The organism is Nocardia sp. CC201C (assembly GCF_030010695.1).
GTDB lineage: Bacteria > Actinomycetota > Actinomycetes > Mycobacteriales > Mycobacteriaceae > Nocardia > Nocardia otitidiscaviarum.
Window position 1 is genome coordinate 1 of the sequence record NZ_JASCXP010000202.1, and the last position, 13,002, is coordinate 13,002.

16 protein-coding genes are annotated in these 13,002 nt (G+C 68.8%); 6 read left to right on the top strand and 10 right to left on the bottom strand.

The genetic code is table 11. The features are described from left to right. From QK444_RS20720 to QK444_RS20730, 3 genes are all read right to left on the bottom strand, one after another. The coding region (locus tag QK444_RS20720) for a YebC/PmpR family DNA-binding transcriptional regulator (RefSeq protein WP_282782763.1) at positions 1-726 on the bottom strand (726 nt) is incomplete at its 3' end. Positions 727-780: 54 nt separating this feature from the next. Then, on the bottom strand, positions 781-1,404 hold the full coding sequence (pdxT, locus tag QK444_RS20725; RefSeq protein ID WP_029924252.1) for a pyridoxal 5'-phosphate synthase glutaminase subunit PdxT: 624 nt from the start codon (positions 1,402-1,404) through the stop codon (positions 781-783). A gap of 46 nt (positions 1,405-1,450) precedes the next feature. Then, positions 1,451-2,299, bottom strand: coding sequence for an acyl-CoA thioesterase II (locus QK444_RS20730; protein WP_029924251.1), 849 nt, complete (start codon positions 2,297-2,299; stop codon positions 1,451-1,453). A gap of 85 nt (positions 2,300-2,384) precedes the next feature. On the opposite strand from QK444_RS20730, the gene QK444_RS20735 reads away from it, so the two are divergent. The 3 genes from QK444_RS20735 (at position 2,385) to QK444_RS20745 (ending at position 4,329) form a co-directional block, all read left to right on the top strand. Continuing rightward, positions 2,385-2,996: a hypothetical protein gene (locus QK444_RS20735; RefSeq protein WP_282782766.1), complete on the top strand. Its 612-nt coding sequence runs from the start codon at positions 2,385-2,387 to the stop codon at positions 2,994-2,996. Between the two features lie 209 nt (positions 2,997-3,205). After that, on the top strand, positions 3,206-3,517 hold the full coding sequence (locus tag QK444_RS20740; protein ID WP_282782769.1) for a hypothetical protein: 312 nt from the start codon (positions 3,206-3,208) through the stop codon (positions 3,515-3,517). Next, entirely contained in the window at positions 3,514-4,329 is an 816-nt protein-coding gene (locus QK444_RS20745; protein WP_282782771.1) for a methyltransferase domain-containing protein, read from the top strand. The genes QK444_RS20740 and QK444_RS20745 overlap by 4 nt, the downstream gene beginning before the upstream one ends. A gap of 30 nt (positions 4,330-4,359) precedes the next feature. Here QK444_RS20745 and QK444_RS20750 read toward each other — a convergent pair whose 3' ends face one another. Together QK444_RS20750 and QK444_RS20755 are read right to left on the bottom strand one after the other, a co-directional pair. Then, positions 4,360-4,770, bottom strand: coding sequence for a hypothetical protein (locus tag QK444_RS20750; RefSeq protein ID WP_282782772.1), 411 nt, complete (start codon positions 4,768-4,770; stop codon positions 4,360-4,362). A 44-nt stretch (positions 4,771-4,814) separates the two neighbouring features. After that, a complete protein-coding gene (locus QK444_RS20755) occupies positions 4,815-5,246 on the bottom strand; it encodes an SgcJ/EcaC family oxidoreductase (protein ID WP_282782775.1) in 432 nt (143 codons plus the stop codon). A gap of 88 nt (positions 5,247-5,334) precedes the next feature. On the opposite strand from QK444_RS20755, the gene QK444_RS20760 reads away from it, so the two are divergent. Beyond that, positions 5,335-6,165 (top strand): helix-turn-helix transcriptional regulator, encoded by an 831-nt coding sequence (locus QK444_RS20760; RefSeq protein ID WP_282782776.1) that lies wholly within the window; start codon positions 5,335-5,337, stop codon positions 6,163-6,165. A 113-nt stretch (positions 6,166-6,278) separates the two neighbouring features. Then, complete coding sequence (locus QK444_RS20765) at positions 6,279-7,160, top strand: hypothetical protein (protein ID WP_282782778.1); 882 nt, start codon at positions 6,279-6,281, stop codon at positions 7,158-7,160. A gap of 18 nt (positions 7,161-7,178) precedes the next feature. Here QK444_RS20765 and QK444_RS20770 read toward each other — a convergent pair whose 3' ends face one another. The 3 genes from QK444_RS20770 to QK444_RS20780 form a co-directional block, all read right to left on the bottom strand. Beyond that, positions 7,179-8,027: an MHYT domain-containing protein gene (locus QK444_RS20770; RefSeq protein ID WP_282782780.1), complete on the bottom strand. Its 849-nt coding sequence runs from the start codon at positions 8,025-8,027 to the stop codon at positions 7,179-7,181. A 227-nt stretch (positions 8,028-8,254) separates the two neighbouring features. Then, positions 8,255-9,172, bottom strand: coding sequence for a pyridoxal 5'-phosphate synthase lyase subunit PdxS (gene pdxS, locus QK444_RS20775; protein ID WP_029924241.1), 918 nt, complete (start codon positions 9,170-9,172; stop codon positions 8,255-8,257). Between the two features lie 131 nt (positions 9,173-9,303). Next, on the bottom strand, positions 9,304-9,984 hold the full coding sequence (locus QK444_RS20780) for a winged helix-turn-helix transcriptional regulator (protein ID WP_282782783.1): 681 nt from the start codon (positions 9,982-9,984) through the stop codon (positions 9,304-9,306). Between the two features lie 80 nt (positions 9,985-10,064). Between QK444_RS20780 and QK444_RS20785 the strand changes: the two genes are divergently transcribed. Next, positions 10,065-11,204 (top strand): acyl-CoA dehydrogenase family protein, encoded by a 1,140-nt coding sequence (locus QK444_RS20785; protein WP_282782785.1) that lies wholly within the window; start codon positions 10,065-10,067, stop codon positions 11,202-11,204. Positions 11,205-11,374: 170 nt separating this feature from the next. Here the strand turns inward: QK444_RS20785 and QK444_RS20790 are convergent, their stop codons facing one another. Both QK444_RS20790 and QK444_RS20795 read right to left on the bottom strand, forming a co-directional pair. After that, entirely contained in the window at positions 11,375-11,842 is a 468-nt protein-coding gene (locus QK444_RS20790; RefSeq protein WP_221937838.1) for a transglycosylase SLT domain-containing protein, read from the bottom strand. A 241-nt stretch (positions 11,843-12,083) separates the two neighbouring features. Continuing rightward, positions 12,084-12,791: an EthD domain-containing protein gene (locus QK444_RS20795; RefSeq protein ID WP_282782788.1), complete on the bottom strand. Its 708-nt coding sequence runs from the start codon at positions 12,789-12,791 to the stop codon at positions 12,084-12,086. Between the last annotated feature and the right edge of the window lie 211 nt (positions 12,792-13,002).

The following is a 13,002-nucleotide window of genomic DNA, read 5'->3' on the forward strand; positions in this document are numbered from 1 at the left end:
GTCCGAGACGTCGATATTGGTGTACACGTTCTGCACGTCGTCGCAGTCCTCGAGGGCGTCGACGAGTTTGAACACCTTCTTGGCCAGGTCGGCGTCGGCGGGGACCGACACCGAGGGCTGGAAGCCGGATTCGGCCGAGTTGTAGTCGATGCCCGCGCCCTGCAGGGCGGTGCGGACCGCCACCAGGTCGCCCGGCTCGGAGATGATCTCGAACTCCTCGCCCAGGTCGTTGACCTCTTCGGCGCCGGCGTCGAGCACGGCCATCAGGACGTCGTCCTCGGACAGGCCGTTCTTCTCCAGGGTCACGACGCCCTTGCGGGAGAACAGGTATGACACCGAGCCCGGGTCGGCCATATTGCCGCCGTTGCGGGTCACCGCCACGCGGACCTCGCCCGCGGCGCGGTTGCGGTTGTCGGTGAGGCATTCCACCAGCACCGCGACACCGCTGGGGCCGTAGCCCTCGTACATGATGGTCTGCCAGTCGGCACCGCCGGCCTCTTCGCCGCCGCCGCGCTTGCGGGCGCGCTCGATATTGTCCAGCGGCACCGAATTCTTGCGGGCCTTCTGGATGGCGTCGTAGAGCGTCGGGTTGCCATCCGGGTCACCACCACCGGTCCGCGCCGCCACCTCGATATTCTTGATCAGCTTCGCGAAGAGCTTGCCCCGCTTGGCGTCGAGGGCAGCCTTCTTGTGCTTGGTGGTGGCCCATTTGGAGTGGCCGCTCATTCCCTACTTCCTCTTTTCAGGGGACGTGTTTTCCCGATAGAGACTATCGCGCGTTCACACACCGGCGCGTGGGCGCACCATGGTGTCGACGAACAGCCGGTGAACCCGCAGATCGCCGGTGACCTCCGGATGGAACGAGGTCGCCATGACATTGCCCTGCCGAACGGCCACCATGCGGCCCGCCGCGGGGCCGGAGGGCACGGTCGCCAGCACCTCGACCCCGTCGCCGATCTTCTCCACCCACGGGGCGCGGATGAACACCGCGCGCACCTGGCCGTCGTCGAGCCCGGTGTAGTCGAGATCGGTTTCGAAACTATCCACCTGACGACCGAAAGCGTTGCGCCGCACCGTCATATCAATGCCGTACAGCGGCTGCATATCCGGCCGGGTGTCGAGCACCTCCGAGGCCAGCAGGATCATGCCCGCACAGGAGCCGTACGCGGGCATCCCGTCGCGCAGCCGCTGCCGCAGCGGCTCCAGCAGGTCGAAGACCTCGAGCAGTTTGCTGATGGTGGTCGATTCCCCGCCGGGCAGCACCAGCGCGTCCACCGCGGCGAGTTCGGCGGCCCGCCGCACCGGGACCGGCTCGGCCCCGCATTCGGCGAGCGCGCGCATATGCTCGCGGACGTCGCCCTGCAGAGCCAGCACACCAATGGTCGGATTCACGGCTTCGAGCATACGGACCGCGGTCCTGGTGACCCGGCACACCCACGGGCGGCGCGGATCAGTTGGTGCCGGGAGGGAACGATGCGCCCGGCTCGCGCAGGGTGCGGATGAGCCCCTCCTGCAGCACGACCGCCACCAGCTCGCCGCGCTGATTCCAGATCCGCCCGGCGGTCAGTGCCCGGCCCAGCCCGGCGGACGGCGACTGCTGGTCGTAGAGCAGCCAGTCGTCGGCGCGGAACGGGCGCAGGAACCACATGGCGTGGTCGAGCGACGCGTTCTGGGTGGGTTCGTCGGGATGGATGACCTTCGAGGACCCCAGCAGCGTCATATCGCTCATATAGGCCAGGGTGCACACGTGGAACAGCGGATCGTCGGGCAGCGGGTGCCGGTAGCGGAACCACACCTGCTGCTGGGCGGCCAGTCCGTCGCGGCGCGACACCTGCTCCTGCGGGATGGTGCGGATATCCCAGTGCTCCCATTCGCGCATGGCCCACAGCCGCTCCGGGCTCATGGTGGTCTTGGCGTCGGGCATGTCGTGCGGCGGCGGCACGACGGGCATGGTGTCCTGGTGCTGCGGCCCCTCGTCGCCCACATGGAACGACGCCGACATGGTGAAGATGGCCTCGCCGTTCTGCACGCCGGTCACCCGGCGGGTGCAGAAGGAGCGTCCGTCGCGAATCCGATCGACCAGGTACACGGTCGGCTCCACCGGATTGCCGGGGCGCAGGAAGTAACCGTGCAGCGAATGCACCTGGAAGCGAGGTTCCACGGTGCGCACCGCCGCGACCAGCGCCTGCCCGGCGACCTGCCCTCCGAATGTGCGCGGCAGCTGCGTCTTGGTGGACGCGCCGCGGAAGATGTCGCGCTCGATGTGCTCTATCTCGAGGGCCTCTTCGATCGTCGCCATGCACCGTCCCTTTCCGGATTGTCCGGCTCAGGCTAACAACCTGGCGGCGACGTTCGAGCGAATGGTGCCGGGTATAGATGGTGGGGTGCCCGAGTTCGCCGCCCTCACCCCGGAGGCTCTCGCCGACCGCATCGCCGACCGCGCCTTCGCCCTCCCCGAACCCGCCGTGGTGGCCGTGGACGGCGCGGACGCCGCCGATCCCGTCCGCTTCGCCCGCACCGTCGCCGACCGGGCCGTCGGCCACGGCCGCACCGCCGCCGTGATCGCCCTGCACGACTTCGTCCGCCCCGCCTCCCTGCGCTACGAATTCGGCCGCACCGACGAACTGTCCTACCGCACCGCCTGGTTCGACTATTCGGCCCTGAATCGCGAAGTCCTGCAACCACTCCGCACCCACCACCGCTACCTCCCCGCCCTGTGGGACGAACGCACCGACCGCTCCGCCCGCGCCACCACCCGCGCAACCCCACCCAACACCGTCCTGCTCGTCGCGGGTCCGATGCTGCTCGGCCGCGACCTCCCCTTCGACCTGACGGTAGCCCTGCGCATGTCCGACGCCGCCCTCCACCGCACCACCCCCGAAGCGGACACGTTCACGATCGCCGCCCTCCACGATCACGACCGCCACCACCACGAGCAACCCGACATCATCGTCGCCTGGGACCACCCCACCCGCCCCGCCCTCCGCCTGCGATAACCCGGCCCGAGCGGCACGCAGCAGAATCTCCGGCAGCAGGCGGCCTTTCCCACGTGTCGCTCCGGCGGTGGACATCCGCCCGGAGCCCCGCTTCGTTTCAGCCGCGTCCGCGCCGCGGCTACCGGACCCAACCGCTGGCGATCACCGAATTCGGTTGTGCCACTTACCGTAGCGCGCCCGACGCCGGACCGCGCGGCGGCGATATCGTCGTGTGGGATCCGGACACCGCCCATCCCCTACGACTCGACGGCGACCACACACGTGACGAAGCCGGCCAGGCCGCACACCTTCTGGAGTTGCTCGACATCTTCGATGCCGACGGCATGGACATCGCGTTCTGGTACACGTTCGCGTCGTACCATCTGCCCCACCGCGACGATCCCCGCACCGACCTGGACCTGGCCAGCAACGGTGTGGTGAAGGTGCACGACCCGGCGCGGCGCACCGCGCCCCGGCGCTGGGAACCCGAGGCGGCGTTCGCGGCCCTCGCCCGCCGAACTTCCGGTACAACGGCATCATGACCGAGCACACCGCCGGGCCGTCGTTCCACGCCGATCGGATCGGGGATGACGAGCAGCAGGAATTTCTCGTGGAGGTCCTCGACGCGCAGGCCGCGCTGCCGGGGGTGCGGCGGTTACGGGAGTGGACCAGGGCTGCCCTGCGGATCGCGGCCGGGGATCGGACCCTGGATATCGGATCGGGGACCGGGTCGGAGGTGCTGGCCATGGCGCGGCTGGCGGGGCCCGGCGGCGCGGCCGTCGGGGTGGATCCGAATCCCGGCATGCTGGCGGAAGCGCGGGCGCGGGCCGCGGCGGCGGGAATCGCGGCGGAGTTCGTCGAGGGCAGCGGGTATGCGCTGCCGTTTCCCGACGACAGCTTCGATGCCGTGCGATGCGAGCGGGTCTTCCAGCATCTCGACCATCCGGAGCGGGCATGCGCGGAGATCGCCCGGGTGCTGCGGCCCGGTGGCCGGGTGGCCCTGATCGACAGTGACTGGTCGACCGCCATCATCCACCCGGGTGATCCGGATGTCGTTGCGGCACTGCTGGAGTCATGGCTTTCCCACACCGCGAACCGCCATTCCGGCCGCCGCCTGCCCGGGCTGCTCACCGCGGCGGGCCTGACCGTCGACGACATCGGGGCCGATGCCGTGGTCTGGGACCGCTCCTTCATCGACACCATGCTGACCGCGGGCCTGGACCAGGCCGTGACCGCCGGTGCCGTCACCCCCGACCAGCGCGACCGCTTCCTGACCGACCTCATCCGCGGCGCCGAGACGGGCGACTACCACTGCTCGGTCACCATGTTCGCGGTGGTCGCCCGCCTACCCTGACGACTGCGGTCCCCGCGTGGGGCCCCGCCGTCACCGCCGCATCCGGCGCAGGCCGACGCATTCGAGTCCAGCGAACACCGCCACGAAAAGCGCGCCGGTGCACAGAAACACCTGTCCCCATCCGGTGAGCGGCAGCGCAGCGGTGGCGGTCAGCGCGATCATGCCCACCGCCGACAATGCATTGACCGCCACCACCGCGCGCACGGCACGGACCGGAATCTCGGCGCGCCCGGCCAACAGCAGCAGTGCCGCCGCCCCGACCACCATGATCACCCCGAACGGAATCGACCAGGCGAGCGGCAGTCCCAGCGGTTTTCGCAGTACCGGTGCGGTGGCCAGCAGGAGCGCACCGAAGGCACCCGTACTCCACCCGTCCACGCGCAGCGCGCTCCGCAGGAAACCGGGTCCGTGATCCGTCTCGGCGGGTGTCGTCATCACCATGTGGAACAGCCTTTCTCGCTTCGCGATTCATTGGGAGTCAGGACTCAACCCGCATCTATCTGCCGGTGCGTGTTGTGGAAGTTCGTGAACCGCCACGCACCGTTCACGCGCGTCGCGATTCGGGTCTGGATCGACTCTTCGGCGGTGCGCACGCCGGATGGGGACGGGCGCGGGGTGATGGTGACCATGACGGCGAGGTCGGGAACGGGGAAGTCGATGGTGAGCGTGGTGGGCTCCGACATGCGGGTGCCACGCATGAAACCGTCGAATCCCTGCTGCATGACGGCCGCGAGTTCGGCACGGCCGCAGATGTATTCGCCGATCACGGAGATGAACACGGCGTCGTCGGTGAACGTCGCCGCGAAGGCGGTGCCGTCCCCGGCCGCCCAGGCCTCCATCTGGGCGTGCAGGAGGTCGAGCACGGCGGCGCGTGCGGCCACGGTGTCGGTGGGTGCTGCGTCGGTGGGTGTCGTCATGGCCGTCACGCTGCCAGCGGTCGGGTCATGCGCTCAATGACCTCACAGGTCATCGCGGACCGCATCCGCGCCCGGTTAGCCTGGTCGCGTGACCCGTCCCGCGCAGCACTCCCCGGTCGGCACGCTGCTGCGGGAGTGGCGGCAGCGACGGCGACTGAGCCAGCTGGACCTGGCGCTCGCCGCGGGCTCCTCCGCGCGGCATCTGTCCTGTATCGAGACCGGCCGGGCACGCCCCAGTCGGGCGATGGTGCTCACCCTGTGCGAAGCACTGGATGTCCCGCTGCGCGAACGCAATACGGTGCTGCTGGCGGGCGGTTTCGCACCCGAGTACCGGGAGCGCGATCTCGGGAACGCGGATATGGCCGCCGCGCGGGCGGCCCTGTCGGCCATGCTGACCGCCCACGAGCCCTATCCGGCCGTCGCGGTGGACCGCTATTGGAATGTGGTCGCCACCAATCGCACCATGGGCCTGTTCGAGGACGAGATCCCCGCCCACCTGGCCACCGAGCCATTGAACGTGTACCGACTCGCCCTGTATCCCGGCGACCCCTCCGCCGCCTACATGGTGAACTGCGCCCAGGTCCGGGCGTACCTGCTGGACCGGCTGCTGCGGCAGGTCCGCGCGACGGGCGACCCGGCGCTGCGCGACCTCTACGACGAGGTGTCCGCCTACCCGATGCAGCCCGAGGACGAATCCGACAGCGCCGCACTGCCTTCGAGCCCGTTCTCGGTACCGCTGCGCATTCGCACCCCGCACGGCGAACTGCGCCTGTTCAGCACCATGGTCACCTTCGGCGCGCCCTCCGACGTGACGCTCGCCGAACTGGCCGTCGAGTTGTTCTACCCCCTGGACGATGCCACCGCGGCGGCGCTGCGCGCGCTGGCCGAGCCCCGGGTCGAAGCAGACCGGCGCGGCTGACTTCCGGTGCCAACCTCACCAGACCCTGCGGTCCGGGCTGCGGTTCCGGCGCACACTGGACAGCACGGGTGGGCGCTCGGCATGCGCACGACTCATGAAGGACGGTGAGTGGCATGACCTCCGCCGAAGACCATCTCGCCACGGATCATCTCGATGTGCCGGAGGCACCGCCGCTCGACGCGGACGACGCGATATCCGCCTTCGCCGCGGCCGCGACAACGCACTGGAAATCCTGGGCGGCGGCCTACGAGGAGTGCCGAACGGCGGGGATGAAGCGGGAGAAGCTGATGCGGGCCGCCGCGGACGCGCTCTCCACGCCGGACACCACCCAGCAGGAGCGAATCAAGGACGACAAACTCGTCGTCTTCGATACCGCCTATCGCACCCAGCGGGTCGGCCACAGCGATACCTACACCAAGCTCGGCTGGGCGTTGCGCACCACGTGGCGGGCGGCGACCGACAGCACGTCCTATTACGAGAACACGCCGCAGCCCAGCGCGGGACGCATTCTGTCCTGGCAGAATCAGCGGTGCTCGGCGCGGGAGCCGTTGCGCAACTCCGACATCTACTACTTCCAGTACTACCGCGCCTCCACCACGCACCCTCTGCCGCCGCTGCGCTACGTGCGCAGACAGCAGGCGTACGCGCGGACGACGCAGCCCGTCTACGACTATCTGCGCTACCTCCACGACCCCGCCGGGGACGGCGCCCTGCCCGCGGCCGTCTACCCGGCCGGTACGGCGAAGTACTACGCCCTGCTCGGCACCATGAACGGCACGGCCCCCGCGTTTCTGGTCATCGACTGGTCTCGGGAGCTGGGTGTCACGGGAATCTCCGCCATCGAGCTCGACGCCGCGCTCAACATGTACTTCCACTTCTCCCCCGCCGAGCCGGAATCCGGGGCCACAGCGTCGAGTTCGTCGAGCAGTTCACCGAGCAGTTCGTCGAGCAGTTCACCAAGCAGTTCGTCGAGCAGTTCGTCCGGTAGTTCGTAGGACTCGACAACGGAGAACTCAATAGCGGCGGTGCCGTGACCGCAGCGACTGGGTGGGGAAGTCGTCGGCGGGATCGGCCACCGCGTCCCCTCCGTCTCGGCTGGGCCAGAACCGGCTCGCGCGCTGCCCGCGGATCCGGCTCAGGTCGGGTTCGTCGATCTCGGTGATACCCACCTGGAGCAGGGTCAGCATGGTCACCATGCTGACGGCCACGATGAGCGGTGCGAGCAGTTGGCCCGCCTGCGCGCCCGACGGCGGGTGCACGTGCTCGGCGACATGCGCGCTCATGGAGAACATTCCGGTGTAGTGCATTCCGGATACCGCCACCCCCATGATGAGGGCAGCGGCGACCGTGGACCCGAACCCGCGCACGTGCAGGGTGAACCACAGTGCGGCGGTGGCGGCGACGATGGCGATCACCAGGGACAGCAGGACGATCCAGGGGTCGTAGCGCACCACCGCGTCGGTCTTCATGGCGTACATGCCCGAGTAGTGCATGGCCCCCACCCCGAGCCCGGTGATCGCGCCGCCGGTGATCAGGGCGAACGCCTCGGCGTGCTGATGAACCACGATGGACAGTCCGACCCACACCACCCCCATGGCGACGGCGGCGCTGAACAGCGTGACCGGTACGTCGTAGCGAATGGTGGTGTCCCGCACCGAGAATCCGAGCATGGCGATGAAGTGCATGACCCAGATGCCGGTGCCGCCGAGGGCGACGGCCCCGATGGCCACCCACCCGCCGTGCCCACCTCGCGCGCGGGCCCGCACCATGCAGCGCAGCGCCAGCAACGAGCCGGTGACCGACATGACGTAGGCGAGGACCGGCGTCAGCCAGCCATAGGTGAATTGATCGATCTCCAGCATGCGGACTCCTTGCCAGGATGCTTCATGTCGACAGTTCACCGGTGACTGGCTCGAAGGCTAGCGAGGAATCAGCAGGTCGTAAATTTGCCGCAGCATAGTCCGCGAAATGTTGCCGCGTTTGCTGGAGGGTATGCGCGCAGGTAGCGGGCGCGCGGCCGGGTCGAGCCGGGACGACGGATTCCTGTCTCCCGGCCTTGACTCAGCGCACGGCCCGCTACCGCCGTGGCTTACCAGCCGCGCTCGGCGAGGCGGTGCGGCTGCGGGATCTCCTCGACATTGATGCCGACCATGGCCTCACCCAGGCCACGCGAGACCTTGGCGAGCACGTCCGGATCGTCGTAGAAGGTGGTGGCCTTGACGATGGCGGCGGCGCGCTGCTCCGGATTGCCGGACTTGAAGATGCCGGAACCGACGAACACGCCCTCGGCCCCGAGCTGCATCATCATGGCGGCGTCGGCCGGGGTGGCGATACCACCGGCGGTGAACAGCACCACCGGCAGCTTGCCGGTCTGGGCCACCTCGCGCACCAGCTCGTAGGGGGCCTGCAGCTCCTTGGCGGCGACGTACAGCTCGTCCTCCGGCAGCGAGGTCAGGCGGCGGATCTCGTCGCGGATCTTGCGCATGTGGGTGGTGGCGTTGGAGACGTCACCGGTGCCCGCCTCACCCTTGGAGCGAATCATGGCCGCGCCCTCGGTGATTCGGCGCAGCGCCTCGCCCAGGTTGGTCGCGCCGCAGACGAACGGCACGGTGAAGGCGAACTTGTCGATGTGGTTGGAGTAGTCCGCCGGGGTCAGCACCTCGGACTCGTCGATGTAGTCGACGCCGAGGGACTGCAGAATCTGAGCCTCCACGAAGTGGCCGATCCGGGCCTTGGCCATGACCGGGATGGAGACGGCGTTGATGATGCCGTCGATCATGTCCGGGTCGCTCATGCGGGAGACGCCGCCCTGGGCGCGGATGTCGGCGGGCACGCGCTCGAGCGCCATGACGGCGACGGCGCCCGCGTCCTCGGCGATCTTGGCCTGCTCCGGCGTGACGACATCCATGATCACACCGCCCTTCAGCATCTCGGCCATGCCGCGCTTCACGCGGGCGGTGCCGATGGTGGTGGTGTCGGACGTGGTCACGGCAAACTCCTGTGTCATCTGGGCCTATCGGATCTCGCTCGGAATCGAACACCCCGATTCTAGGCCCCTCCCCCGGGCCACTAGATAGCCAGTTGAGTACGACTGGACCGCCTACCCGCCAGCCCAGTAGCGCAGATCACGTTTACCGGCTATCCCGCCGCTACGGGCGGCAGCGGGGTCAACCGCAGCACCGACGGCATCCGGCGGGTCAGCATGCGCGGACCGGTGAACTCCAGGCGACCGGTGCGGATGGCATGGTCGATGGGCAGGCGACGCAGCCACACCTGGTACAGCGAGCTCACGTCCGAGGTGATGGTCACATCCACCGCGAAGCCTGGATCGGTCACGCACACCGACGGCACGCCCGCCTCCACCACGATCCAGTAGCGGCGCGGATCATCGGTGAACCGCACGCCGAGCACCTGACGCTTGCCCGGGAACGACGAGGTGTCCAGGCGGGTGTGCATCCACCACACCAGCAGATCGGCATCGAGTTCGTCCGGCTGCGGCTCGCCGAAGGTCCAGCGCGCACCCCAGTGGCCGAGTCCGAACAGGATGGGTTCGAGGTCCCGCCCGGCGGCGGTGAGCCGGTAGCGCTGTTCGGACTTCACGACCAGTCCGGCGCGTTCGAACTGCCGCAGCCGTTTGGCGAGCAGGCTGCGCGACAGGCCGGGCAGCCCGCGGGCGAGATCGTTGAACCGGCTGGTGCCGGTGAGCAGATCGCGCAGGATGAGCAGCGACCAGCGTTCGCCGAGCACATCCAGGGCACGGGAAATCGGACAGTACTGGCCGTAGCTTTCACTGGATGAGCCTTCGCCGGGTGCGCGCATGGAGACCTCGCCGGGGGTGCGATCGGGGAGTCCATTTTCTGGACTATCCGGTTATCGCGGGCATCCCTAACTTTCGAAACATGACCTCTACCGACGTGCACCTCCCCACCTCCACCGCCACCTGGGTCGCCGCGGCGACCGGCGTCGGCACCGCCCTGCGCGACGGTGTCGCCGACCGCGACCGCAGCGGCGAGATCGCCACCGACGCGGTCGATCTACTCCGTTCCTCCGGCCTGTCCCGGGCGCTGGTCCCCGTCGAATTCGGCGGTGGCGGTGCCACCCACCGCGATCTGGGCGCGGTCCTGCGCGAGTTGGGCCGCCACGATCCGTCCACCGCCGTGGCCTTCGCCATGCATACCCACCTGGTGGCCGCCCAGGTGTGGCGGCACAAGCACGGCATGGACGCCGCCGCTGTCTTCGAGAAGGTGGCGGCCGGGGCGATCCTGGTCAGCACCGGCGCGTCGGACTGGGTGGAATCCAATGGCCGTGCCCGGAGGGTGGACGGCGGCTACCGGGTGAGCGCCCACAAGCTGCCCGCCAGCGGATGCGAGGTGGGCACCATCGCGGTGACCAGCGTCCGCTGGGACGACGCACCGGAGGGACCGCAGGTGCTGCACTGCGCCATCCCGCTGTCCGCGCCGGGGGTGCGGATCGAGAAGACCTGGGACACTGTGGGTTTGCGGGCCAGCGGCTCACACACCATCGTTTTCGAGGAGGTCTTCGTCCCGGACGTGGCGATCTCGCTGGTGCGCCCGGCGGGCGTCTGGCCGCCGATTCTGAACGTGGTGGCCGGAGCGGCCATGCCGCTGGTGCTGTCGGCCTATCTCGGCATCGCGGACCGGGCGGTGGAATTCGCGACCGGACTGGTGGCGCGACGCGCCGAGGAGCACACCGTGGCGCTGGTGGGCGAGATGGCGAACGCCCACACCACGGCCGCCGATCTCATCGACGCCATGTTCACCGCCGCCGACGATCTGGCCTTCGCCAATACCGACGAGCATGCGGCCCGTACGCTCAGCCGCAAGACGGTGGCCGCCGACAATCTCGTCGCGACGGTGCGGCTGGCCATCGAAACCGTTGGCGGCGTGGGCTATTCACGCACCAGCCCGCTCGAAATGTGGTACCGGGATATCCACGGCTGCCTGTTCCACCCGCTGCCGCGCGCCAAGCAGCTGCGGTTCAGCGGCAACGTGCTGCTCGGCCGCGGACCGCTGGGGTAGCCGTACCACGAGGCGATGGCGGCGTAGACGCGGACCCGGGACCGGGCGCTGCACCAGCCGGTCACCGTGCCGCTGACGGCCGTGGTCTGACCACCGAGGAGATCACCGAGCGCTTCGGCTGCTCCGATGGCGTTGACGCCCCGACCTGCGGGAGGCTGGTACCACCGCGATCAGTACCAGCCGTTGGCCTGCCAGAACGCCCAGGCGGCGGTGGGGCTGCCGTAGCGCGCGTTCATATAGTCGTAGGCCCAACGGATCTGGGTGACCGGGTTGAACATCCAGTCCGGCCCGTGGCTGGCCATCTTGTGCGCCGGAAGCGCCTGCGGCAGACCGTAGGCGCCGCTGGTCGGGTTGAGCGCGAAGATATCCCAACCGCTTTCGCGGGTGATGATGTTGTCGAAGGCCGGAAACTCGTGCGCCGGAACGATGATCAGGGCGATGGCCTTGGGCGTGAGCCCGTACAGGGCCGCGCCCGCGCTCAGGCCCAGACCCAGCAGATTCGGCACCAGGCCACCGGCCACGGGCGCGGCGTCCTCCGCGCAGTGCGCCGTGCACTCCGCCTTCGCCGTCGCTGCGCTGCCGATCGTCATCGCACCGGCCGCCAGCGCGGCCACGATGAATTTCGCGACATATCGCATTCCGGAGAGCAAACCACTAGTTATCCGAAATGCCGGTATTCGCTATCGGCGTGTCCGCGCGGAAAATACCGCGGGATCTGCGCCGTTACCCCGCGATGGGTCCGATGACGAGTAGCGTCGCCCAGTATTCGGCCGCCGACGGGCCCATATAGGGCAACAGGAAGTCGTAGAGCAGATAAGACACGAAACCATTCACCTCCAACGAGCGCACCGCATCCGTCACGGCGCGCCGCGTCCGACCCTAGTGGAGATCGCCGCCCGGCACAGCCGCTCCCGGTACCGGACTCAGCGCGTACACGTAGCGACTGGTGGGCACCACATCGAGATCCAGATGCGCTCCGAAGGCCACCACGCTCTCCATCATGCGGGTGATCCGGCGCTGCAACTCGGCCTCGTCGCCGCCGGTGCCGTAGAAGGCGTGCGGGTCGGTCATGGCCGCCATCGGAAACAGTTCCTCGACCAGCGCGTCGACCCGTTTACCGTCGGTGATCGGCTCGACGACGGTGTTCTGGACGTACCCGAACGTGGCCTGCGTTTCGATGGCGACCGTGGTGTGCGTACCGTGCCAGTGCCGCAACCACTCCTCCCGGGTGAGGTCAGCGGGAATGCGCAACAGCGCCACATTGGCCAGCGCCTCGGCCCGCACCCCGTCCCCGGTCGCCGGCGCGACGATGGGCACCCGCTCGTCCACGATCCATCCGTTCACCTCGTCGGCCACGGAACGCAGTGCGGTGGTGACGGATTCGTGCCCGCCCTCGGTACGCACACCGACGATGGCGGCGATCGGCTCCGCATAGGTGCTGTGCCGTACCTGCGCCGCCGCCACCGCCGCGTCCCGCACGTTCACCTGCAACTCGGTGGCGCCGCACTCGGCCAGCCGCCGCCGCAACTGCGCACCGTGCAGAAGTTCGTCCAGACCCGCGCCCCACAGCGCGTACATCAGCTTCATATCGATCCCCCGTGGCCGCTCGGCAGTATCCGAAGCCACGGTAAGCGGGCCACCCCCACATCGAGCGCGCAATCGCGAACCTGTCCCACCCATCGGGCGTATGTGCCGCCACGCCCAACGAACAACCGTATCGTGCCGGGCCGAATATCCGATTGCTCCGAGGTCGGCTGTCGCACAGGATTGTCGGCGATGACTGATGTACTCGAATCGG